The following is a 23,538-nucleotide window of genomic DNA, read 5'->3' as shown; positions in this document are numbered from 1 at the left end:
GAATTCATTGTACGGCTGGGGTTTTTTTCTTGTCCATAGCTAGAAGCTCTTTAGAACCCCTCGCATAGCAAGGGGTTTTCAAAAGATACAAAAAACACTAGTTTCTTACCATGTGGTAAAAAACTAGTGCTGGTTAATATATATTTTCACAGGTTTTTTATTAAGTAGAAGGCCTATTACCATAACGTGGGGTTGATTTCCGTTCCGGCTGGGCGTTTTTCCTGGGGGCGTCCGAGAAGTCGCCCAGCCTCCACTCCAATCATCTAATATACATCATATCACCACTAATTTTTAGTAATAGGCAATTATTCTCACGCGGATTTTTTGTACTCAGTTGACCTTTCATGTGCAATATAAAAGCATCTTTGTACTTAAGTCCCACCTGTATATTTCTTGCTCCTATAAAACTTTAGCGCAGATTAGATGTAACTATGACAAAAAAAATATATAGAAAAATATAATGATTTATGTCTAGATATTATTTGTAAATATATCCTTTATATAGAAGGAGATTTCTAATGTCCTATTTGGTGCAGTTACTCATTTTCGGCATTACAGGTTCGTTAGTATACTATGGTGTTTACTATGGAACACCGCTATTAATTAAAAAGGGTGTACCATTAATTTATGCTTTTTGGTTCTTTCTTTGGATTCCTGTAATGAGTTTATTTCCAATCTCGTTACTACTGTATCATCTAGAGGGAAATGCTTGGACATGGCAAAATATTTTGGAAAGGTTTCGCTTCAATCCTTTAACAGAAAACGATTGGTATTGGGTTGTAGGAGCAATTGTTTTTACAATAATCTTTGACCAACTTCTCGAACCTATAGGTAAGTTTTTCGCAAAATCCCCAATACTTGCCCCACCAAGTTATCTTCCTGCCCCATTTAATCCGTTAAAAAAAATGGAATTACCTCCATCAGAATTTTTCGGTGTTACACTTTATGGTAATTGGAAATTATTAACCATTTTTATTCCGTCACACCTTTTTGCTATGCTAAGTGAGGAACTAATGTGGAGAGGTTTTCTCCTTCCTATCCAACAAGAGATTTTCGGGAATTGGGCTTGGGTAATAAATGGATTACTATGGGCATGGGTTGTTCATGCTTGTTTGAAGTGGCATTTTATCAATATGCTTCCTAGCATGCTTATTGCCCCATGGATTGCTCAATTTACTAATTCAACATGGGCTTCTTTTGTAACCCATTCTGTTGGAAATAGTTTACTATGGATTTTGTTATTAGTGGGAATAATTAAAAAAACTAAACCTCAAAATATAAACTCAATTTAATTTTATAACTCAACTTTTAAAGTCTTGTTACATAAGTAAGTGTAGCAAGATTTATTTTTTTATAAACAACTAACCCTTTTAAGCTTGTATTTTAGCTGATTTCTATTAATATCCAGAAAATTTTATTACTTCTTTACTTTTCTGAATTTTATAGAAAATTTAAAGGGTTTTACTCTTCGTTCGTAGTATTAATCTAAACGGGGGTGGCTGTATGTTTGGTATTTTTAAAGAGGCAGACAAGATTATAGATACTTATGAGCATGTTAGTTTTATTTTAAAATCCTTGCTCACATACGAGCTAAAAGACTTACCTATTCGCTATGAGTTTTGGTATCGTGTGGCAATTCGTCAGGAAGAATTGCGAACGTTAAATACCGAGCATCGAGCTAAGATCTCTATGACTACAGCAGTAGGACGATTTCACCAAAAACAATACGAAGAAACGAAACAAAAGTTAACAAAGCTTGAACGTCTCGCAGATATGTATAAATCGTTTTGTATTGAGGAAGAACGAGAGACATTAAATCATCGACTCTATTTTCAAAAAGAAGCGATTTCTGAGCTATATGAGCATGTCCAAAATAAAGAGCTATATATGTATTGTGATGCTGTACAGCAACAATTTTGGGATGCAGTGAGTGAAGACATATTAAATGCCATGGCCCACCTAGATTAAGTAGGTGGGCTATTGCAAAGACGATCCTTTGAATATTATTTAACTCCCTCATTCCTCTATCAGTAAACTCATCTACTAAACGATATTCTTCTAAAAGTCTCAAAACTTGAAACATTTTCCTCTTACGTTCGTATTTTAATTAGGAGAGGAAGTGAATGGCAATAAATATTAACATACATAAAGGTGGCTATGTTGAAAACGAAGCTATTATTTCAAACATTCAATTTCAAGTAAACAGTGGTGAGCTCGTTGGATTAATCGGTTCTAATGGGGCAGGCAAAAGTACAACCTTGCAAGCAATGATGGGTGTACTACCAATAGTCGATGGTCAAGTGACAATAGGAACTTACGGCTACGTACCAGAAAGACCAATTTTGTATGAGTATTTTACATTGTGGGAGCATATCGATTTTTACATGCGTGTAGCTGGTAAAGAAAATTCTTTAACAAATCGTGCGAATGAATTACTGGAAATTTTCCATTTGGACCATAAGCTACACGATTATCCAACAACATTTTCCAAAGGTATGCAACAAAAAGTGATGCTTATTTTAGCATTTCTTGACAAGCACTCTACCTATATTTTAGACGAACCATTTATGGGACTAGATCCACAAGCAATGCGTAAACTCTTAACGCTATTAGAAGAATTAAAAGCGCAAGGTGCCGCCATTTTAATGAGTACACATGCACTCGATACTGCAGAAAAAATATGTGATCGTTTCATCTTGATTGATGATGGGCAAATTTTACAGCAAGGTACACTCGAATCGTTACGCTTAGCAGTGAAACAGGACAAAGCATCTCTTCTTGATATTTTCGACTCCCTGCTTGAGGAAAATCACCATGACTAGTTTATTGCGACAACGAAAAAAATTAGAGCGCTCCCACAATTTTAAGCTATTGGCAAGCGTCGTCGATTGGACAGTAGCCTTATATGTTGTTGTGCCAGCAATAGTCGTTGGCTTTTTCCTTTATAAAGACTTTATCTTAAATATAAGTACATCATGGGTCATACATATTCCGCTAGTGTTCTTTATTGTACTGTTATTTCTTATTACACGAATTGAAACTATTCGTACTTATTTACAACGAGCCGATCGTCTTTTTTTAATCCAAAACCGAAAACATATGGTACGGTTAAAACAAGCTGGTTTTTATTGGTCGTTAAGTAAGCACCTAATTTTACTTGGTTCTGCCCTTGCTCTATTGGCACCCATTTTTATAATCGTTCATCATGTAAAAATATTAGAATTACTTATTTTACTTCTACTATTATTTACGAATAATTTCACATACGCACTTTTACAATTGAAGCTTCATAAATGGCAGCAGCTAGTAAGTAAAATTTTCATGTGCATTCTCGGTACAGGCTGCTTTTTATATGTGCCAGTTATTATCACTGCACTTATTTATCTAATACTTCTTGTTTATTTTACAACCTACTATAATAAACATTTTGTTTATAGCACTAAATATTTTGATCAGCAAGTGGAGCTCGACCAAGCAACTTTTTATAAATGGCAAAGTCTTTTATTCCAGATTGCTCCTGAGCTTCGAAGTCAGTTAGTACCGAAATTAAAAAAGCCTCGCCTACTATGGAAAAATTCAAAGCGTATGTTTCTACGTTCCGATTATTATATAGAGGAACTAGTTTGCAAAACGATGCTTCGCCAAAAACAGTATCTCTTCGGCTATCTGCGTTTTTTATCCATGGGTTTCGGGCTAACTATTATTGTGCCGTCGTGGGCGAAAATTATCGTACTTGGAATTCTCTATTTTACTTTACGCTCGATGATGCAATCCGTGATTCAACAAATTTTCGAGCATAAAATTTGGTCAATCTTTCAAGTATCCAATGAACAAATTCATGCAGCTAGCAGTCGATTGCTAAAGGGATTTGTAGATTTCCCATTATTGTGTGTCCTTATTATCTTAGTTATTATTTTAGTCTTATAAATTAAGGCTCACGAGGCGTCCAATCTCCACTCCAATCAACTTATAAAATGGTAATTGATTGCCTAAATTAAACAGGTGCCAGCTTAATTTACTAGCACCTGTTGTTTATTATCTCCCATTCCTTGTAGAAGCATTTTTCTAAATTCCTGAGCTTGGTCGGCTTTAATGGCTATATTGTTATAATGTTTTTTAAGCCCAAACATGAAAGTCACTTCCACAGGCTCCTTCATTTTTAAAATAAACTGTGGATATGACTCTGCAAAATCACGTGCTATAAAATCAATGGTATCCTTGGATAATTTTCCTTCCAACTGTTCCTTATCCTCAATAAGCTCTTCAATTTGTTCAAAGCGAATTTCTACTCTTTTCATCAACCCTAAAGACAAATACAGTTTATCAGATGTTACGTGGACAGGATTTAAACGAATAGCCTGCATATCCGCTATAAAAAATAAAACAGAGTAAACATTTAACATAAGCAATAAAATAGAAAGAACAATTGATTTTTCATGTAGCCACCAATGAATCCCTATTGTTTCAATGGCTATTCCATGGATTAGCATAATGATAAAGGCAATATAGCTCGAATCTTTATGCAAAGTTAAACCAGAACGCTCTTTTCTCTTCCAGCTTGCAAAAGCGTAGTAAAATACTAAAAAATCTGCGCAAAACATTTGGATAATTGGATGCTTTGATGCATGTTTTTCAATTGCTTTGGGAAATGAGAACAAATCGGGTAAAGTAGTTGATCGTACATCCGCTAGAATTCTCGGCATATAACGAACAAGCGTTGCAACTAGTAAAATTTCGAATAAGATAATCGTACCTTCAATCGCAAAACCAGCCCAAGTCACTGCAACAAATGGTTGCAAATGTTCTACTGGAATAATAAAACGAGCTGCAATACAACCAGCTGCTGCAAAAATAACCGCTTGTTTTATAGAAAACTTGCCTTTATACAGCAGAAATAAAACAGGCATAACAAGAACAAAATCAATTAATGAGCCAATAACAACTCCATTTGTTTCAGAAGGTAAAATCGATAAACCAAGACCAGTGTTATAAAGCGTGTAATTGCTAGCAAGTACGAGTAACAAAAATGCTAGCCATATATTTTGCTTTTTCTTTAATACCATCATGTTAAATCTCTCCCTTCAAATGAATATCATTTATTTCATGTATAATTCCTACCTTTAATACAATTTGATTGAGCTTCTGAACAATTTCTTTTAATTGCACGATCTCACTTAACTCGAGCTTTGAATAATATCTTGAGATAATAAATCGTTTTATTTCTTCCTCTCGTTCAAAATACTTAATGCCTGAAGTATCAAGATTTACAAATATTTCACGTCGGTTTTCAGGATTAATGCTCCGAGTTAAATATTGCTGCTCTTCAAGCTTACTAACCAGCTGTCCGACAGCACTAGACGTTATATTCATATAACTTGCAATCTGTCCAATCGTCACTTGGCTATTTTTTTTAATAAAATCTAATAGAATTATTTGTTTAGGGGATAATTCATCACTTATTAAATTTTGATGTAACTTTATGAAATGGCTATCCATCGAATAAATAGCTTCATTTATTTCCTCCACAAGCTTATAGATAAGTTCTTCATCCTTTGACATAACTAATCAATCCTTTAAGTAAAGTTAATAGTAAAGGTATCTTTACTATTAACTTTACTTTATTGAATGTGGTTATTATTGTCAATAAACAATAATAAAGATCATTACCACAACGTGTGGTTTATTTCCGTTCCGACTGGGCGCTTTGTTGCTGACGCTTCGCTTTCGCACAGAGCAAAGCTTCCTGGGTGCGTCCGATGAGCCGCTTCACTCGCTTTGCTCGCTCCAGGGTCTCATCTGTGACGCTGATCCCCAAGGAGTCGCCCAGTCTCCACTCCAATCAACTTTTGCAAGGTTACGTTTTAACAAATGTCATCCACAACTTTTGCTAATGCTTCAAAAATAAACAGTGTGGTCTACTTCCAATAACTTTCAGGAATTTTTCATATTTAATGATTAAGATGAAGCGATTCATTGTAAGCGCGAAAATCCACTTCTCATTCGCGGGTATTCGATTCTTTTCCGCGGATATCCCCTTGCTTCGCGCGATTATGCTATACTATCCTTTATCAAAAAATTGTTTACGATAAACATGTGGAGAGTATCCTGTATATTTCTTAAATTTTTCAATATAGTAACTTACTGTACTAAAGCCTGTTGTTGTAGCAATTGTAGTGATGGATTGCTCACTATCACGTAATAACTCCATACTTTTGCGAAGGCGATAGTGTAATAAATATGTGAATGGTGTCATGCCGACTATTTTTTTGAAAAAGCGGCTACATTCTGCACGGCTTAAAAAAACATGTGCAGCTAAATTTTCTAAAGATATTTTCTCCTGATAATGAGCATGTATATAATCAAGCATATCCTTCGCTCGTTCATGCTGGACAATAATTGCTGGATCAAGTATTTCTTCTGTTAGCATTGATTGTGACAAAATAGTTTCCCAAATGACTAATAGCTCTCTCCATACCTTTAGCTCATAAAAAACGGCTTGCTCTTGCAGTAATTCCGCCACGAGCTCTACTTTTTGCGCCAATTGGCCGGACAGTTTTACATAGGGCAGTCTATTGCTCGTAATAAACGGCAATACATATTTAGTGGCAAAAATACTGTCCTTGTGTCCGCCTAATAGCAATGGGTCCACGTTAATACAGAAAATTATAGCTTGCTCTATTTGAAAAGGTTTTGCTTCATGTAAACCCGATGCATTGACAAATAGCCCCTCTCCCTTCTCAAGTACAAAAACATCTGCCCCTACTCGGTATTCCACACGACCTCTTTTCACATAGACAAATTGAATTTCCTTATGCCAATGCAACGGTACAAAATCCAAACTATCTTGTCGCAAAATCGTCTCATACAGTGCAACTGGAAATTCCTTCGTCCCATGTAACGTTAATTCTTGTAAATCCTTCGCAATTTTAATATGTGCTAACGCCACTACTTAGTTCACCTCAATATATTGATATTTTTAACCCTATAAATCGATATTTATTATGCTTAAACTTCTTTATTATTGTTTTATATTGATAGTTTAGGAGATGTTTTAAGATGAATCAATCTGCACAGAAAAATCGTACTCTTGGTTTTATTCTTGTCATTCTAGGGGCAAGTTTTTGGGGTATTGGTGGCACCGTCGCACAAAAGCTTTTTCAGCAGGAAAATATAGAGGTTGGCTGGCTCGTTTCCAGTCGTCTTCTTTTAGCTGGCCTATTACTCATAACTGCCTATAAAATTACACATCGTAAAGAGTCTATTTTTGTGATATGGCGAACAAAGCACAATGCTTTTAGACAAATTTTATTTAGTTTACTTGGAATGCTGGCAGTTCAATATACGTATATGATGTCGATTGCTATAGGCAACTCTGCTGTAGCGACATTATTGCAATACTTAGCACCACTCTTTATTATGGCCTATTATTTAATAACGAAGCACAGTCAATTGACAAGGCAGGATGGAATAGCTGTGACTCTAACACTTGTTGGCACTTTTTTATTACTAACAAATGGCTCGTTATCTACACTTTCTGTTCCAACGATGGCAGTATTTTGGGGGATATTATCTGGTCTTTCGGCTGCTTTTTATACGTTATATGCCGTCTCACTCTTACAGCAGTTTCATTCATTGTTAGTTGTAGGCTGGTCAATGCTTATTGGCGGGATTGTGATGAGTCTTTTCCATCAGCCATGGCAAATTGACATGTCAAACTGGGCATTTTCGACAATCGCGTACTTTCTGTTTATCGTGATTTTTGGGACAATGCTAGCATTTTGGTTTTATATAGCAAGTTTGCATTATTTATCGCCAAAAGAAACTAGTTTACTTGGTAGCCTGGAGCCTCTAACAGCTGTTATTACAAGTGTTTTTTGGCTTAAAATTGCCTTTGGGGGCTTTCAGTTTATTGGGACAATGTTAATTCTCTGCATGATTTTATATCTTACAGTTTTTCAGAAAAGAATCGTTAGGAAGACTTAACCAAATTAGGATAATTCCAAAAACATTAGTCATAAATACCTATACAAAATATATAAACTATGAATTTCTACATAAAATTTACATATTATATATATCTTTTTTCCTTAGCTGTCTATTATACTGAAAATATCTTCATTCAAGGGGGTATTTTTATGAATAAAAAGGTTATTTTTTTCGAGGTTCATGGCGGCACAGATAAGGGCCCTGACGGCTATCGAAAAGATACAATGCCAATGGTGAATGCGCTAAAACAACGTGGACAGGATGCAGAAGTCATTTTCTTTGATGTTACAAAAAAAGTAGAAATTTTTAATTATGTTAAAGAGCAAGGTATTGCCTATGTATCACGTATTAATCCAGGAAACATACAGCATGAACAAGAGTACTTTGATATGTTGCGTGAACTATGTGATGCGGGTATCATCGGTATGCCACATCCTGATGCAATGATTGGTTATGGTTCTAAAGATGCATTATCAAAGCTGTCCTCAACGAATTTAGTGCCTGATGATACATTTGCTTATTATACAATTGAAGCATTTAAAGCTCAGTTCCCTACTTCACTTGCTACGACTGAACGCGTCCTAAAGCAAAATCGTGGATCGACGGGGGATGGTATATGGCGAGTTAAATTGGTTGAATCTCTTGCTGAGGGAATCACAGAAGTACCACTTGATGCGGAGATTAAATGTACAGAAGCAAAGGATAATCATGTAGAATATTGGAAACTTAGCGACTTCATGACATTCTGTGAGCAATATATTACTGGTCCAAATGGCATGCTAATTGATATGCGCTTCCTTCCTCGTATTACTGAAGGCGAAATCCGCTTATTTATGTTACGAGATAAACCAGTTTACGTAGTACATAAAAAACCGGCAGATTCCGAGGATGCATTTAGTGCAACACTGTTCTCTGGTGCGCAATATCGCTATGATGCACCTGAGGACTGGGAAGAGCTTGTCCAAAACTTTTTAACACAACTACCACTCGTAACTAGTTTATTGGGCAATTATGCTCTACCGCTTATATGGACTGCTGATTTCATGCTTGATACAAACGAAGCTGGTGAAGATTGCTATATTCTAGGGGAAATGAATTGTTCATGTGTAGGCTTCACGTCTGAACTTTCTTTAGCGCATCAAGTAGCAGAAGAAATTTTAGCTTGTATCCATGAAAATGCCGAGATTTCAGCATAAACTGAGACTTTAAGCTTTTTCTGATCGGTAATACAGGATAATAAAAAAAGTGCGATCTTTCGGGATCGCACTTTTCATATATAAATCTTAATAGCTTGTATAAATTCATAAATAAAATATCCGGCAAAGCAAATTAGTAATACACCCGCTACCATCGTAAGCGACTTAATGACCTTACGACTCATCGCTTTACGGGTAACTGAAACAATGGTCATCAAGCCAATATCATGCAACATTATGCCACTCAGAACCCCTGCAGCGATCACTAAAAAGTTTGCTGACTCTCCTTGTCCATAAGATTTAGCTAGTACAACACCAAAAACATTTACCCAAAATACTAGATTTCCGGGCGAAATTGCAACTAGTAAACCATTACGATAAGAAGCAAAAAACGATTTTGTCACTTTCTCTCCTGCAAGCGTAATATCATGATCAGCATTTTTTATAGAATCCAGCCCTAAAAGGAATAAAAAGCCAGCCCCTATAATCCACATAGGAATTTGAATGATAGGCATTGCTAAAATGGACGCTAGTCCCATATACAATGCAAAAACCAATACAATATCAATTGTCATACCACCAAGCCCGACGGCCCAACCATGCATAAAGCCATTTTTTAGTCCTTGCTTTGTCATTTCTACTGTAATGGCCCCAACAGGCATGGCAATCGCAAGTCCTACCAATACATACGCTACATATAAACTCAAATAAACACTTCTTTCATGATCAATTTCGCCTTGGCGTAATTGCGTCCGGATTTTGAATTGTGCCCGCACAATTTATTCCTTTCAAAATCCGTGATATCCGCCGGAGGCCTTATCTTCATTCAGTAGGTGTTTGGACACCCACTGAAAAGGAACCACATCCGCATTCATTTCTTCAAATTTAGAGGTGGGAGTCTTCTACTGAATGAAGATAAGATAAGTTTCATACGTCCGTTTATAATTGTATTATAGCATAAAAATACATAAAAGGTCATTTTAACTAATAAATATTCATTTTTTATATGCTAATACTTTATTAATTTATTTGTATGATAGTATCGGGAAACCTATTCTTATTGCTATTCAAGTTTTTATATTCTTATACGAGCATTTTTTTTACTAAAAACGTCATATTTTAGCTTGTACTTGTAGGATTACTTTCTCTTTCCTCTTAGAGCATTTGCTTTTTCCATTGTGACAGTACGTCGTTAGATTTCGCAATGTCCACTTTTAATGCAACCTGTTTAGCAGAGCAACGTTTCTTAGCTTTTTCCCAGGCTTCTTCTAGAGCAGGTAAATAGCTTAAATTTTTTGTAGCCGCGACAAGCTGTAAAAAAATATTTCCTTGAATATAGTACCAACGGGGGTTCATGCTATCTAACTGAATAGCTTCTTCAATAAGACGCAATGCTAAATACGGGCTGCCTTCATTTCGACTCAAAAACTGTGCGAAGGCTCCCCAATAAAGAGCTTTATTTGGCTGTAATTTTATCGCTTCCGCATATTGCACTAGTGCTTTGTCATGCTCCTTAACAAGAACAAAATATTCTGCCATTGTGTAGTATGCATTCGCTTGTGCCTCGACCGATCCAGCTAATAATTCATCTACTACTTTACCGAATTGCTGATCATCTTCACTTCCTAAATATGCAGCGAGTACATCACGCTCTGGATAGGAGCCATCTGTCCGTTCAACACTTTGCTTCACTTTTTCAACAGTAGGAACAGGCATATTTGCATAACCGTTCGCATCCAACAATGCGACGTGCTGTTGTACTGTTGGAAATGATTCATGTTCTGTAAACGCACTATTAGCTAACAGTGCTTTGGCTAATTGATAGCTTTCTTTTACATGACCATTTAAAAATAATTCATTTATTTGTTGGACTTGCTCATCAAACTGTTTGATCACTATTTAAATCCTCACCTTCACCAAAAGAAAAGTCTTATAGGTATCTTACCATCTTTAAATCTAAAACAAACTAAATAGCAATAATTTTTCTATAATTCTTTTAATTTAAAGCTGAATCATCAGACCACATGATATAAATAAAAGTCTGTTCACAGTGTCTATTATTATATTGTGGTTCATCACATAACGAGGGTTGGTTTCCGTTCCGACTGGGCGCTTTCCTGGGGGCGTCCGATGAGCCGCTTTTGTTGCTGTCGCTACGTTAGCACTACGCTTTCGCACAGAAAACATCCGCTTCGCTCCAGGGTCTCATCTGTGACGCTAATCCCCGAGAAGTCGCCCAGTCTCCACTCCAATCAACTTATTTGCAAAGTATACGTTTTAACAAATGTTTCCCAAAATTTTGGAGATAAGCCTTTATTTTTTAGTTCTTATGAATTACTCTTTTTTAAATTACGATTACTAAAATTAAAAAACATTGGTTAAAGTTCTGAATTATGAGATAATTGAAATGCATTTTCATTTTTTTGAGAGCATGTACACTATATATTTAGGAGGGCTTGTGCTATGAATAGACGATTTCATTTTGTATCGCTAATTATTGGAAATTTGTTAACACTAGGAGCTATTTTCATTTATGCTATGCAAAGTCAAGTGGATGTGGCCATCAGCACATATGCCCTTGTGATGGGGTCTTTAAGTACATTACTACTAATCTTTTTTTATTTATGGGGGGATGGAAAACAACAAATATCGAATCGTTTTTCTAAATAACTCGGGGGACTTAAAACTACAGTTTTGAAGTGACTCAAATTTTTTCAAACACTCGTTGAACAAAAAGTAATTTTCCCCCTTCTCTACATCCGTAGTTTAGAGATTTTTTTTCACGAAAAGCTTCTTTTTTCGTTGTATTCCCCTCTGAATACGCCAAATTATTGTTGAAAAATAAAAAATTTTGTAGCAAATTTAAAAAGAATGATTGAGTAGTAATTCAATTTTCTGTATAATCAGCTTGTTTGACAATACTTATTTGAATTTGGGGGTAGACAATTGGGTAAAGCATTGATTATAGGAGCTGGCGGAGTAGCCAGTGTTGTGGTACACAAGTGTGTTCAAAATTCGGACGTATTTGAGGAAATTTGTATCGCAAGTAGAACTGTTTCAAAATGTGACGCTCTAAAAGAAAAACTAGATGGCGGAAAAACAAAGATTCATACTGCACAGGTAGACGCAGACAATACGGAAGAGGTTATTGAGCTTATTAAAGCCTTCGGACCAGAAGTTGTTATTAATGTAGCACTACCTTATCAAGACTTAACGATTATGGATGCTTGCTTAGCGACAGGTGTACACTATGTGGATACTGCAAACTACGAGCCACCTGAAACGGCAAAATTTGAATATAAATGGCAATGGGCTTATAAAGAGAAGTTCGAAAAAGCTGGCTTAACTGCTTTACTTGGTAGCGGTTTTGACCCAGGTGTAACGGGCGTTTTCACAGCTCATGCACAAAAACATGAATTTGATGAAATCCACTACATAGATATTGTGGATGCAAATGCTGGTGATCACGGTTACCATTTCGCTACAAACTTCAACCCAGAAATCAACATTCGTGAAATTACTGCGAATGGTCGTTACTGGAAAGAAGGCGAGTGGGTTGAAACTGCACCACTTGAGAAAAAAGAGGTTTATAACTTACCAGAAATCGGACCAAAAGATATTTACCTTTTATACCATGAAGAACTAGAATCACTTGCTAAAAACATTAAAGGCTTAAAGCAAATCCGTTTCTGGATGACATTCTCTAAAAAATACTTAACACATTTAAAAGTATTAGAGAATGTTGGTATGACTTCTATCGAGCCTATTGAATTTGAAGGACAAATGATTCAACCAATTCACTTCCTTAAAGCTGTACTACCTGATCCAGCATCACTTGGACCACGTACAAAAGGAAAAACTAACATCGGTTGTATTATTCGTGGTCTAAAAGATGGTAAGGAAAAAACTTATTATGTGTACAATGTGTGTGACCACGAGGAATGCTATAACGAGGTTGGTTCACAGGCAATTTCCTACACAACTGGTGTACCAGCAATGATTGGTGCAATGCTTGTGATGAACGGTCAATGGCGTAAACCTGGCGTTTGGAATGTCGAAGATTTCAATCCAGATCCATTCATGGATGCACTAAATAAATGGGGTCTACCATGGCAAGAAAGCCATAATCCAGAATTACTTGACCTTGAGTTAGATGTAAAGGAATTAAGTCGATGAAGCCAATTGATTTCTCAAAAGTTCCATCCCCTTCTTACATAGTGGATGAACGATTATTAACAAAAAATCTAGAACTTTTAAAATCGATTCAAGATCGAACAGGCTGCCGTATTTTACTTGCCTTAAAAGGGTTTTCAATGCATTCAACATTCCCATTAGTGGGTGAATATTTAGCAGGGATTACGTCCAGCTCATTATTTGAAGCTCGACTAGGCTATGAAAAAATGGGCAAAGAAGTTCATGTTTATGCACCAGCTTACGTGGAGCATGAAATGGACGAGCTTCTTGGCTATGTTGATCATATTGTCTTTAATTCATTTAACCAATGGAATCAATATAAGGATAAAGTAAAATCTGCTGGTAAAACAATTGAATGTGGTATTCGTATCAATCCTGAGTACTCTGAAATTGAAACAGCACTTTACGACCCTTGCTACACGAATTCTCGTCTTGGGACAACATTAACGAACTTCGACAAGTCACAGCTTGACGGTATTGATGGCTTACACTTCCATGCAATGTGTGAGCAAAACTCAGATACGTTAGAGCGTATTATACAAGTTGTCGAAGAAAAATTTGGTGATGTCTTACATCAAATGAAATGGTTAAACTTTGGTGGAGGTCACCATATTACTCGTGAGGATTATGATGTAGAAAAGCTTGTGAATATCATTAATTACATTCAAGACAAGTATAACCTTCTCGTATATTTAGAGCCAGGTGAAGCTGTAGCACTTAATACAGGTTATTTAGTAGCAACGGTTCTCGATGTACAGAAAAACGGTATGGACCTAGCAATTTTAGATACATCGGCAACTTGCCATATGCCAGACGTTCTAGAAATGCCATACCGCCCACTGATTATCGGTTCTGGTCAATCAAATGAGCTAGCTTACACTTATCGCCTAGGCGGGCTTACATGTCTTGCTGGTGATGTAATTGGTGATTATTCATTTGAACAACCTTTACAACCAGGCGATCGTCTAGTATTTACAGATATGGCGCATTACTCAATGGTGAAAAATCATATGTTTAATGGTGTAAATCTTCCATCAATCGTTTCTTATAACGATGAAGAAGGCATTAAAGTCATTCGTGAATTTAAATTTGAAGACTATAGCGGCCGGCTTTCATAAGGACAAAGAAAATCCTCTCCAACTTAAAGCTGGAGAGGATTTTTTACGGCTGCATATTCATCCAACAATCAACATGATGAATGGCAAAACCATTATAACCTTTTTTATTGGCATATTGTTGATGAACTTGTGCTAACTGTTTATTCATATAGGCTTCTCCATCATCATAGAAGGTAATATTTTTCCCTTCATCCGAGGCTCCTGTTTCCACACCAATAACAATTGATTTATTTACTTTTTTTGCATAGTTTATTTCATGTTCAACTATTTTAATAATGTCTTTAGCAGCATCTCGGTAAGCCATTATCGAAACACTTTCCACTTGGTCGATCACCCAATCAGCTAATAAACCTTTACCAAATTGGTTTTTGTATGTAATTTCGTCAAACCAAAATGGCATATCAACTTCCAAAGGTAATTGTAATCGATCGGTATTCTCTTTCGCTCTAGTAAGAAGTGCTTGATAGGATTCTATCGTTTTTACTTGGTTCGAGTTCCAACCACTATTTAAATAGGGCTCTACGTCAAGATGAACTCCAGAAAATTGCTCTGTTGCTGCTGCATTTTCATTATATGTATGTAACCAATCAAACAGCTGATCCTGCATTTCATAGCCCTCTGAAACCCAGCTTGCAGAACCAGCCAACGCATAGACTTTTATACCTTTTGCCGTTGCTTTATCGATAAAACTTTTGTAATAATTACTTGCTATATCACTATTAATTTGTAAATATAATTTATTAATATGTTTGCTTTCTAAAAATGAGAGTACTCCTGATTCATCTTCGACAATCTTTGTCGTATCCCATAACCAAGTAGCCTTATCTTGCATGGCCATTGCGTCTACCTTTCCCATTGTTAATCCTAGCGTACTTACAATTGCTACTATAAAAACAATGATTGCTTTTGATAGTGAACGACTTACCATATGATTACATCTCCATTCTATTGGCCGAGGCTCATAGAACAGAACCTGGCAACCTGACAATCATGCACTACAATAGTGTTTAGACTCATGGCTTTGCGTCCTTCCCTTTCGGTGAAGTTTGCCTTTTACAGTAGTTTTCTTACTTTACATAATACGATGTTAGAACAAAAATGTCTGTAGGTAAAACGCATAATTTTATTGATAACTTTCAAATAAGATAATAAGAATACAGGTTATTTTTACTATATTAAAATAAAAACGTAGAAGTATTTACGATGATTGTGACGGGGTACGTGTAGCAATTGAGGATTTTAGGATTATGGAATACAAAATTAGAGATAACGATTCCTTTCGATATCTTTAACTGAAAAACAATTTGTATGTAATGTATCCTATAAATAACACTAAAACTAATACCACCGTCTCTTTCCAACCCATACCATTTAAATTTCCGCTTGTTCCCCTATTTACCCCGTCGTTTAAAGAACCTGTAGGATTGTTTTTTAATTCACTTTGTTTTAAACGCTCTCTTTTTTCTTCTGGTGTTTCCTTTTTCTTTGAATCCATGTGACAAATACCTCCCCAATAATTAATATTTACTTATTTATACTATAGAAAGATATATTCATAATTATGCTTATTATTATGCGGCTTATTGGACGCCTCCAAGAAAGCGCTCAGTCGGGACGAAAATCAACCACACGTTTCGGTGATAAGCTTAAAATTCGACACCGAGTATTCATTTTCCTTTTACTGTTGGGATATCGCTTAAAAAGAAGAAAGACAGAATTACATATTTGTAATTCTGTCTAAAACATCAACATGAAGTGTTGTATTGAATTATTTAATCCTACAAAAAATTATGCCTCTACGTTTTCTTTTTCATTTTCAAGCATTTTGTGTAAATAATTAATAATTTCACGTATACCTTCTAATGAATTCACAAGTATTTTCGGGTCTACGTATGTGATCATGCGATTTTCAAGATTAGCCACAGCTGTAAAGTAGCGTGTTTTTGAATAATTGACAAGTCCCATCTGCTTTAATACTGACTCATCAAAATCAAGAATTTCACGAGCTTCTGTTACAAGTAATCCATAATTCACAACATCCGTGTTCAATACAATAATCCGTGCTGTTGCAGCATTAGAAGAACGATTATAAAGAATACGTTCAAAATCAAGCACAGGGACAAGCTCGCCACGAATTCTTGTGAAGCCTAGAAGATAATTAGGCAAGTGAGGAATCGGTGTTACTTGTTCTAACTTTTCAATCGAAATCGCTTGTTCCACAGGCACTGCATATTCCTCTGTACCACAAGCAAAAACTACTGCCTTTACACTTTCCATGCGGTCACATCCTCGATTTTTGTTGTTATTTTTTCGCAGACTCTTTTACGATTTCAACAAGTAAATCTGCTAATTTTTCTAATTCTTCGACTGGGATTTTTTCATTTGTTGTATGAATGTCCTCGTACCCAACAGAAAGATTTACTGTAGGGATGCCAAAGCCTGCAATAACATTAGCATCGGAACCTCCGCCTGAAATACCAAGCTTTGGTGTACGATTGATGTTGTGTACAGCTGCCATTGCCACTTGAACAACTTTATCTGATTCTGTTACACGGAATCCAGGATACATTAGCTTCACTTCAACTTCAGCCTTTGCACCTAATGAAGCAGCAACTTGCTCAAATGTCTCCTGCATATGCTTTGTTTGTGCATCTAGCTTCGCTTGGTCGATCGAACGAGCCTCTGCAATAATTGTTACTTCATCACACACAATATTTGTTGCCTGACCACCCTCAAAGCGACCAATATTAGCTGTTGTTTCTTCATCTAATCGACCTAGCTTCATTTGTGCAATACATTTGGAAGCAACCGTAATCGCAGACACTCCTTTTTCTGGAGCAACACCAGCGTGCGCTGTTTTCCCAATTATTTTAACGAAAATTTTCGCTTGGAATGGGGCTGCAGTTACAATTCCCCCTACTTTGCCGTCACTATCTACTGCAAAGCCATATTTTGCTTTAATTTTAGATGGATCTAACTCTTTTGCGCCAACGAGTCCACTTTCCTCGCCAGCTGTAATAATAAATTCAATATCACCATGTTCAATATTTTGCTCTTTTAAGCGTTTAGCCATTTCAAATAATGTGGCAAGACCAGCTTTGTCATCAGCACCTAAAATAGTTGTACCATCTGAAACGATATAGCCATCTTCACGAAGAGATGGTTTAATCCCTTTACCTGGAACAACTGTATCCATATGAGAAGTAAAATAAATTGGTTCAATATCTAATGAACCCTTTAGGGTAGCAAGTATATTACCTGCTCCATGCCCGTTGCGAGTATGTGCATCATCTTGTTCTACTGTAAAACCAAGCGCTGTTAATTTGTCGATTAAAATCGGCGCAATCACTTCTTCATGTTTTGTTTCTGAATCGATTTGTACGAGCTCAAAAAACTCTTCTACTAAACGACTTGTCATGTTGTAGGACTCCCTTAATATACGTGTTTTTCCACGTCATAGTTATCTTCTATATTTTAGCATACTGCTGCGTTTGGGAAAATAAAACGATTTCATTGTTTTTCAATTGATGGTTGCAATTACCCTCTTCCATTCAATTCACAAATTACAGACGGGTAAAAGTCCTGATAATTGCTGCAATTAATTCCTTTAAACACCAATAACATTAGGTGTTCCCTAATAAAGTGAAGGGATAAAATGGAAACATCTTCTTTTTTCAGATTGAAAGGAGCACTTAATGTATACAAAAAGGCTGAACCAATTTGGACAGGACGGTTAGATGACAAACATGACCAATCAAGTTTTCGTTATCATCAAATCTTCAATCTATTCGTTTTCCTGAGGTGAGCAGTGTGAAATGATTGATTGGAGGCTGGGAGACTCCTTTGGGATCAGATCAAACGGAAATTACCCCCGTTTACGGAAACGTAAATCACCAAGATGTAAAAGATATAATTTATCTAAGGTAGTTAGCTTTTTTAAGCGAACTGCTTTTTTGAAGGTAAATGGAAAATTTACGTTAAAATATTTAATAGATTATTAACGTCAATTTTGAGGGAGCAGTGATTTGAAGAAAAAAGTTATAATTATTGTTTCTTTGTTGGTCGTAATTATATTGTTGCATTCAACACCAAGTATGGCATTAAGAACACATTTATTTTTAATGGGTTATCCAAAAGCCGCAATTTCTTCAGGAATTATTGAAGATAAAGATCATAATGAAGTAGATAAAGATAAATTTGCTGAATTAAATGCCAAAGCATACACCCTAACAAATCCTCCAATAGAAAAAGCTCTCAGGGCGAATTAAGAAACTTTCTTGTGAGGAAATTTGGATTTTTACATTTTGCAGAATACTATGGTGGTCCTTAATAGACTTCGTCAGTCAAACAGGGGGCTATAGTTCAATTAGGTTAATAAATCATTACAAAAAAACGCTCAGATTACTGAGCGTTTTTTTCTGCCGATTATGTTATTACTAATTTACTGTTAAAGGGAAAGTCTTTTCACAGATTACTTTATATCTTCGTTTTGAAAGATCGCTTCTTTTTCTTTTTGTAGTGATTGCAAATAATCATCTGCCTTGTTATGTTTATCCTGTAAACGCAAAAGCGTATTATGTACATCATCTTGCACACGAGAAACCTGCTCTCTTGCGGTAGATATTTTAGAATGGACCGACCAAGCTGAAAAAATATCATCAAAGAAATAGTCCGCAAATTTTACAAATCCATCTGTTTCCACTGCTAATGATTTTGTTGACATATCATGCACATCCAGTAGTTCGTTATGGAAGCGTTGTAACGCAATTTGAGCATTGTGAAGATAGTTTTCGGACTTATCAAGTGCATCATGCTTTAAATGTGTAGCAATGACCCCACCACCAAAGAACGTATCCCATGTTGAGTATCCATTTGCGGAATGTAAGGACTCTGCTGCTTGTCCAAGCTTAGTAAGCGCTGCTTCTCCAGCCTCTTCTGCTTCCTTTATCTCTGTAATTAGTTGTTTCGTTAACATTTCTTCATGCGCTAATTGTTCAAGCATTTTTGCCTGTTCAGGCTTATGTATTTGTAAGTAGCCTTTCTTTTTAGCATTTATCTGGCTTAAAGCTTCTTGTAACTCTTGTTCATTAATTTGAGTAAGTATAGTGTTAATTTGCCCTAAATCATCTGTCAAATCTACTTCCATCTTCTTTGCTTCATTTATTTTTAATTCAAGAATGGCTGCTTTATCAATTTTTTCTGCTCGTAGCTCATCTTGTTGCCCTGTCCACGTACGAATCATATTCATAAAAGAAAAGCCTTCTAACTTATCGAGTTTCAAACGAATTTGATTGAGTGCTTTAGAATGTTTGAAAGTTTCCTGTTGTGCATGCTCGATTTGCTTTTCAATTAAAACCTTTTGTTCACTTAGCCTACTAACAGTTCTTAATTGTGCATGAATCATCTCTTGCTCTTTTTGTAATTGTTTCCATTCCATTCATCTCAACTCCTCTTACATATATGTACGGATGAAACGAGGATATGTTTCAATTATCTGTCATTTCGACTAGATTTTTTATTATCTAAAGTTAGTTCAAGTCAAAAAGAAAAGCCTAGTAATCCAATGGATACTAGGCTTGTACAATTTTTATAGAGGAATGTTGCCGTGCTTTTTCTCTGGACGTGTTTCGTGTTTGTTTGATAACATATCAAGCCCTTGAATTAGCTTAATACGTGTATCACGTGGATCGATAACATCGTCTACCATACCGCGAGATGCCGCAACGTATGGGTTTGCGAATTTTTCTTTATATTCTTCAATTTTTGCAGCACGTGTTGCTTCCGGATCTTCTGATTTTGCAATTTCGCGTGCGAAGATAATGTTAGCAGCACCTGCCGCACCCATAACAGCAATTTCTGCGTTAGGCCAAGCAAATACTAAGTCCGCCCCAATTGATTTAGAGTTAAGGGCAACGTATGCACCACCGTATGCTTTACGTAGAATCACTGTAATTTTTGGTACAGTTGCTTCTGAGTACGCATAAAGGATTTTCGCTCCGTGACGGATGATACCACCATGCTCTTGTTTAACACCTGGGAAGAAACCAGAAACGTCTTCAAATGTGATGATTGGTATATTGTAAGCATCACAAGTACGAATGAAACGAGCAGCCTTGTCTGAAGAATCAATATCTAACCCACCAGCTAATACTTTAGGCTGGTTACATACAAGACCCACTGATTCACCAGCAATACGCGCAAAACCAACTACTACGTTTTTCGCAAATTCTGAGTGGACTTCCATAAATGAGCCTTCGTCCACTATTTGCTCGACAACTCTACGTACATCATAAGGACGAGTTGTTTCAATTGGTACAGCATCCACGATTTCTGGACGATAGTCATCGCCCTCTGGACGTGCATGGCGCGGAGCTTTTTCTTTATTGTTTTGTGGTAAGTAGCTTAATAGCTTCTTGATTTGATCGATTGCTTCTTCTTCAGATGGTGCGCGGAAGTGTGCGTTACCACTTACAGCGTTGTTTACTTTAGAACCACCTAAATCTTCAGCAGAGATTTTTTCACCTGTTACCGTTTCGATAACTTTAGGTCCTGTAATAAACATTTGAGATGTTTTATCAACCATTAGAATAAAGTCTGTAATTGCTGGAGAATATACCGCCCCACCAGCACATGGTCCCATGATAACTGAGATTTGTGGTATTACCCCAGAGTAGATTGCATTACGATAGAAAATATGGCCATAACCATCAAGTGAAAGTACACCCTCTTGAATACGAGCACCACCTGAATCATTAATACCGATAAATGGTGTACCATTTTTTGCAGCTAGATCCATCACTGTTGCCATTTTTTTTGCGTGCATTTCACCAAGTGCTCCACCAAATACTGTAAAGTCTTGAGAGAATAAGTATACTGATCGTCCGTTAATTTTACCGAAACCAGTTACTACACCATCACCAGGACCTTCCATCTTGTCCATGCCAAAGTCTACTGTACGGTGTGTAATGAATGGGTTGATCTCGAAAAATGTACCTTCGTCTAGTAATAATTCAATACGCTCACGGGCAGTTAATTTGCCTTTATCATGTTGCTTCTCGATGCGCTCATAGCCGCCACCAAGTTCAATTACTGTCTTACGGTCATACAAGTCATTAATTTTGTCGAACATATCCATACTGATCACTTATCCCCTTTTCCACTTTTATCGCATAATTCATATAACACACCGAAAGATGATTTCGGGTGCATGAAAGCTACCTCTGCACCACCAGCACCTGGTCCTGGCTCTTCAGATAAAAGACGTACGCCTTTTTCACGAAGCTCAGCCATACGCTCACGAATCCCTGTTACACCGAAAGCTACATGGTGAATACCTTCCCCACGTTTTTCGATATATCCGTGAATAGTACTTTTTTCACTCATCGGTTCTAATAACTCAATTTTTACATTACCCGCATCTATGAATGCAACACGAACCTGTTGAGATTCTACTTCTTCCACTTTTAGCAGCTTTAAGCCTAAAGTTTCTGTATAATATGTAATGCGTTCATCTAGATCGCGGACTGCAATTCCAATATGATCTACTTTCTCCATGGTGACATCTCCTTCTGTTATGGTACATAATCTATTTTACAGACTTTTTCGTCAAAACTCTACTACTTGAGAAATTTTTCAGATTTGCTAAACTATTTATAAGAAAAGAAGGAGCGAACGAGCATATGAGTAATAAAAAATTTCAAAAAATCGTAGTTTATACTATGGTCGCAATCATGGTTATTTCAACTCTAGCATTCGGCTTATCGATGATAGTGTAATGAAAGGCTAGGCGTCCGCATTACTGCGGGCGCTTTTTCTTTACCTTTAACCCCTTAAAAGACTGCTTTATTTCTAAATATCGATCCATTTCCTCTATAAATTGATAAAGCGCCGCTTGTGCTAGAAATTGCTCATGATTTTTCGGTAAGGGTAATTGGGCAAAATCTCGCTTTACTTGCTCTAACTTCTCTCTAAAATGAATGGCCGTATTTCCAGAATGAACATTCTCACCAAGGTCTAGTAAAAAATCAGCAACGATATCTGCCTCTTGTACTATAACAGGAAGTGCCGTTATTTTCGGAAGAACCCTTTCGATAATTTCTAGCTGCTGTTCACGCATATCAAAATACATGTAGTAGTCATTTTTTCTTCTCGTAAAATGATTTTCAACATCTTTAAATGCTAGGGATTTTGCACTATTTAATGCTTTAATCGCTTCAATAATTTCCTGCCCGTCCCACAATGTATCGCCTTCTCTTAAATAGTTGGCAATTTCTAAAAATATCTTACTGTAAAGTTCCTCAATTTTAACTCGGTAATAATTTAATTCCTTTTGAATGTCTGGCATATACATATTTATAGCTATTCCCGTACCATAACCAATTGCCATTAATGCAAATTCATTATAAACAAGTGCCAATGAAAAGCTTTTAGCAGCATAAATATGCATAATAATAACAGCACTAGAGACAAAGCCATCTGCTACCTTTAATGACACAATTGTTGGTATAAAAATGATCAGCATACATGCCAATGTAAGCGGATGATAGGAAAATAGCTCAAAGCTCAAAAATGCATAAAACATTGCGATAATACTTGCGACAAATCGTGTATAAGCCGCATGAAGAGATTTTTTCTTCGTTGGCTGTACACATAATATTGTTAGAATACCAGCAGATGCATAAGAAGCTAATTCAAAGTATTGGGCAATGGCAATAGCGATTGCTGCACCAAATGCCGTTTTTAATGTACGATAGCCGATTGAAAACTTCTTCAAGTCGACTGCCTCCTATCTTTCAGTACTCTAATTATACAAACGTGTTGAAGGCTATATATCACTACAAACATAGGCACATCACCATAACTTGGGGTTGATTTCCGTTCCGGCTGGGCGCTTTGTTGTTGCTGTCGCTACGCTTTCGCACAGATAAAACAGTTGTTGCTGTCGCTTCGCTTTCGCACAGATAAAACAGTTGTTGCTGTCGCTTCGCTTTCGCACAGATAAAACAGTTGTTGCTGTCGCTTCGCTTTCGCACAGATAAAACATT

The 23,538-nt window shown here is 36.4% G+C and carries 25 protein-coding genes and 1 riboswitch; of the genes, 11 read left to right on the top strand and 14 right to left on the bottom strand.

Annotation, left to right across the window (positions count from 1 at the left end):
- The first annotated feature begins 518 nt into the window (after window positions 1–518).
- The 4 genes from ACQKOF_RS12405 (at window position 519) to ACQKOF_RS12390 (ending at window position 3,927) form a co-directional block, all read left to right on the top strand.
- A complete protein-coding gene (locus tag ACQKOF_RS12405) occupies window positions 519–1,292 on the top strand; it encodes a CPBP family glutamic-type intramembrane protease (RefSeq protein WP_427557253.1) in 774 nt (257 codons plus the stop codon).
- Window positions 1,293–1,503: 211 nt separating this feature from the next.
- Window positions 1,504–1,968: a hypothetical protein gene (locus ACQKOF_RS12400; RefSeq protein WP_427557251.1), complete on the top strand. Its 465-nt coding sequence runs from the start codon at window positions 1,504–1,506 to the stop codon at window positions 1,966–1,968.
- Between the two features lie 155 nt (window positions 1,969–2,123).
- Window positions 2,124–2,822 (top strand): ABC transporter ATP-binding protein, encoded by a 699-nt coding sequence (locus ACQKOF_RS12395; RefSeq protein ID WP_427557249.1) that lies wholly within the window; start codon window positions 2,124–2,126, stop codon window positions 2,820–2,822.
- On the top strand, window positions 2,815–3,927 hold the full coding sequence (locus tag ACQKOF_RS12390) for an ABC transporter permease (RefSeq protein WP_427557247.1): 1,113 nt from the start codon (window positions 2,815–2,817) through the stop codon (window positions 3,925–3,927). The genes ACQKOF_RS12395 and ACQKOF_RS12390 overlap by 8 nt, the downstream gene beginning before the upstream one ends.
- Before the next feature lie 83 nt (window positions 3,928–4,010).
- Here ACQKOF_RS12390 and ACQKOF_RS12385 read toward each other — a convergent pair whose 3' ends face one another.
- From ACQKOF_RS12385 to ACQKOF_RS12375, 3 genes are all read right to left on the bottom strand, one after another.
- Window positions 4,011–5,066, bottom strand: a complete 1,056-nt coding sequence (locus ACQKOF_RS12385) for a beta-carotene 15,15'-monooxygenase (protein ID WP_427557245.1) — start codon at window positions 5,064–5,066, stop codon at window positions 4,011–4,013.
- Between the two features lies 1 nt (window position 5,067).
- Window positions 5,068–5,559: a MarR family winged helix-turn-helix transcriptional regulator gene (locus ACQKOF_RS12380; protein ID WP_427557243.1), complete on the bottom strand. Its 492-nt coding sequence runs from the start codon at window positions 5,557–5,559 to the stop codon at window positions 5,068–5,070.
- A 499-nt stretch (window positions 5,560–6,058) separates the two neighbouring features.
- Window positions 6,059–6,946: an AraC family transcriptional regulator gene (locus ACQKOF_RS12375; protein WP_427557240.1), complete on the bottom strand. Its 888-nt coding sequence runs from the start codon at window positions 6,944–6,946 to the stop codon at window positions 6,059–6,061.
- Window positions 6,947–7,056: 110 nt separating this feature from the next.
- Here ACQKOF_RS12375 and ACQKOF_RS12370 point away from each other — a divergent pair, with 110 nt between their 5' ends.
- Together ACQKOF_RS12370 and ACQKOF_RS12365 are read left to right on the top strand one after the other, a co-directional pair.
- On the top strand, window positions 7,057–7,983 hold the full coding sequence (locus tag ACQKOF_RS12370) for a DMT family transporter (RefSeq protein ID WP_427557237.1): 927 nt from the start codon (window positions 7,057–7,059) through the stop codon (window positions 7,981–7,983).
- 152 nt (window positions 7,984–8,135) lie between these two features.
- The gene (locus ACQKOF_RS12365) at window positions 8,136–9,182 is read left to right on the top strand and encodes a Cj0069 family protein (protein ID WP_427557234.1); all 1,047 of its coding nucleotides are present in this window, start codon (window positions 8,136–8,138) and stop codon (window positions 9,180–9,182) included.
- 74 nt (window positions 9,183–9,256) lie between these two features.
- Here ACQKOF_RS12365 and ACQKOF_RS12360 read toward each other — a convergent pair whose 3' ends face one another.
- Entirely contained in the window at window positions 9,257–9,889 is a 633-nt protein-coding gene (locus tag ACQKOF_RS12360) for a LysE family transporter (RefSeq protein ID WP_427557231.1), read from the bottom strand.
- Between the two features lie 448 nt (window positions 9,890–10,337).
- The gene (locus ACQKOF_RS12355; protein WP_427557228.1) at window positions 10,338–11,078 is read right to left on the bottom strand and encodes a tetratricopeptide repeat protein; all 741 of its coding nucleotides are present in this window, start codon (window positions 11,076–11,078) and stop codon (window positions 10,338–10,340) included.
- Window positions 11,079–11,645: 567 nt separating this feature from the next.
- Between ACQKOF_RS12355 and ACQKOF_RS12350 the strand changes: the two genes are divergently transcribed.
- The 3 genes from ACQKOF_RS12350 to nspC all read left to right on the top strand — a co-directional run bounded on the left by ACQKOF_RS12350 (window position 11,646) and on the right by nspC (window position 14,494).
- Entirely contained in the window at window positions 11,646–11,852 is a 207-nt protein-coding gene (locus ACQKOF_RS12350; RefSeq protein ID WP_427557225.1) for a hypothetical protein, read from the top strand.
- Window positions 11,853–12,128: 276 nt separating this feature from the next.
- A complete protein-coding gene (locus ACQKOF_RS12345; protein WP_427557222.1) occupies window positions 12,129–13,358 on the top strand; it encodes a saccharopine dehydrogenase family protein in 1,230 nt (409 codons plus the stop codon).
- Window positions 13,355–14,494 carry a carboxynorspermidine decarboxylase gene (gene nspC, locus ACQKOF_RS12340; RefSeq protein WP_427557220.1) on the top strand — a complete coding sequence of 380 codons (1,140 nt, stop codon included), beginning with the start codon at window positions 13,355–13,357 and terminating at the stop codon, window positions 14,492–14,494. The genes ACQKOF_RS12345 and nspC overlap by 4 nt, the downstream gene beginning before the upstream one ends.
- Before the next feature lie 43 nt (window positions 14,495–14,537).
- Here nspC and ACQKOF_RS12335 read toward each other — a convergent pair whose 3' ends face one another.
- The 4 genes from ACQKOF_RS12335 to ACQKOF_RS12320 all read right to left on the bottom strand — a co-directional run bounded on the left by ACQKOF_RS12335 (window position 14,538) and on the right by ACQKOF_RS12320 (window position 17,912).
- Entirely contained in the window at window positions 14,538–15,422 is an 885-nt protein-coding gene (locus tag ACQKOF_RS12335) for an amidase (protein WP_427557217.1), read from the bottom strand.
- Between the two features lie 44 nt (window positions 15,423–15,466).
- A riboswitch (cyclic di-GMP riboswitch) is annotated at window positions 15,467–15,555 on the bottom strand.
- A gap of 227 nt (window positions 15,556–15,782) precedes the next feature.
- Window positions 15,783–15,989 (bottom strand): DUF6366 family protein, encoded by a 207-nt coding sequence (locus tag ACQKOF_RS12330; RefSeq protein WP_427557214.1) that lies wholly within the window; start codon window positions 15,987–15,989, stop codon window positions 15,783–15,785.
- A 293-nt stretch (window positions 15,990–16,282) separates the two neighbouring features.
- Window positions 16,283–16,771 carry a chemotaxis protein CheW gene (locus ACQKOF_RS12325; RefSeq protein WP_053483746.1) on the bottom strand — a complete coding sequence of 163 codons (489 nt, stop codon included), beginning with the start codon at window positions 16,769–16,771 and terminating at the stop codon, window positions 16,283–16,285.
- A gap of 25 nt (window positions 16,772–16,796) precedes the next feature.
- Window positions 16,797–17,912: a M20/M25/M40 family metallo-hydrolase gene (locus ACQKOF_RS12320; protein ID WP_427557212.1), complete on the bottom strand. Its 1,116-nt coding sequence runs from the start codon at window positions 17,910–17,912 to the stop codon at window positions 16,797–16,799.
- 607 nt (window positions 17,913–18,519) lie between these two features.
- Between ACQKOF_RS12320 and ACQKOF_RS12315 the strand changes: the two genes are divergently transcribed.
- On the top strand, window positions 18,520–18,762 hold the full coding sequence (locus ACQKOF_RS12315; RefSeq protein WP_427557210.1) for a hypothetical protein: 243 nt from the start codon (window positions 18,520–18,522) through the stop codon (window positions 18,760–18,762).
- Window positions 18,763–18,965: 203 nt separating this feature from the next.
- On the opposite strand, the gene ACQKOF_RS12310 is transcribed toward ACQKOF_RS12315, so the two are convergent.
- The 3 genes from ACQKOF_RS12310 to mce form a co-directional block, all read right to left on the bottom strand.
- Window positions 18,966–19,931, bottom strand: coding sequence for a hypothetical protein (locus ACQKOF_RS12310; RefSeq protein ID WP_427557208.1), 966 nt, complete (start codon window positions 19,929–19,931; stop codon window positions 18,966–18,968).
- A gap of 150 nt (window positions 19,932–20,081) precedes the next feature.
- Window positions 20,082–21,629: an acyl-CoA carboxylase subunit beta gene (locus ACQKOF_RS12305; protein ID WP_370043093.1), complete on the bottom strand. Its 1,548-nt coding sequence runs from the start codon at window positions 21,627–21,629 to the stop codon at window positions 20,082–20,084.
- 5 nt (window positions 21,630–21,634) lie between these two features.
- On the bottom strand, window positions 21,635–22,048 hold the full coding sequence (gene mce, locus ACQKOF_RS12300) for a methylmalonyl-CoA epimerase (RefSeq protein WP_283868549.1): 414 nt from the start codon (window positions 22,046–22,048) through the stop codon (window positions 21,635–21,637).
- 125 nt (window positions 22,049–22,173) lie between these two features.
- Here mce and prli42 point away from each other — a divergent pair, with 125 nt between their 5' ends.
- Complete coding sequence (gene prli42, locus ACQKOF_RS12295) at window positions 22,174–22,269, top strand: stressosome-associated protein Prli42 (protein WP_323647026.1); 96 nt, start codon at window positions 22,174–22,176, stop codon at window positions 22,267–22,269.
- 20 nt (window positions 22,270–22,289) lie between these two features.
- Here the strand turns inward: prli42 and ACQKOF_RS12290 are convergent, their stop codons facing one another.
- Window positions 22,290–23,267 (bottom strand): aromatic acid exporter family protein, encoded by a 978-nt coding sequence (locus ACQKOF_RS12290; protein WP_427557204.1) that lies wholly within the window; start codon window positions 23,265–23,267, stop codon window positions 22,290–22,292.
- Window positions 23,268–23,345: 78 nt separating this feature from the next.
- The coding region (locus tag ACQKOF_RS12285) for a hypothetical protein (RefSeq protein WP_427557202.1) at window positions 23,346–23,538 on the bottom strand (193 nt) is incomplete at its 5' end.

Origin of the sequence: Lysinibacillus sp. NPDC093190, assembly GCF_050280425.1 — a bacterium.
GTDB lineage: Bacteria > Bacillota > Bacilli > Bacillales_A > Planococcaceae > Lysinibacillus.
The sequence above is the reverse complement of the archived record's forward strand: the minus strand, read 5'-3'. Positions and strand labels throughout refer to the sequence as shown.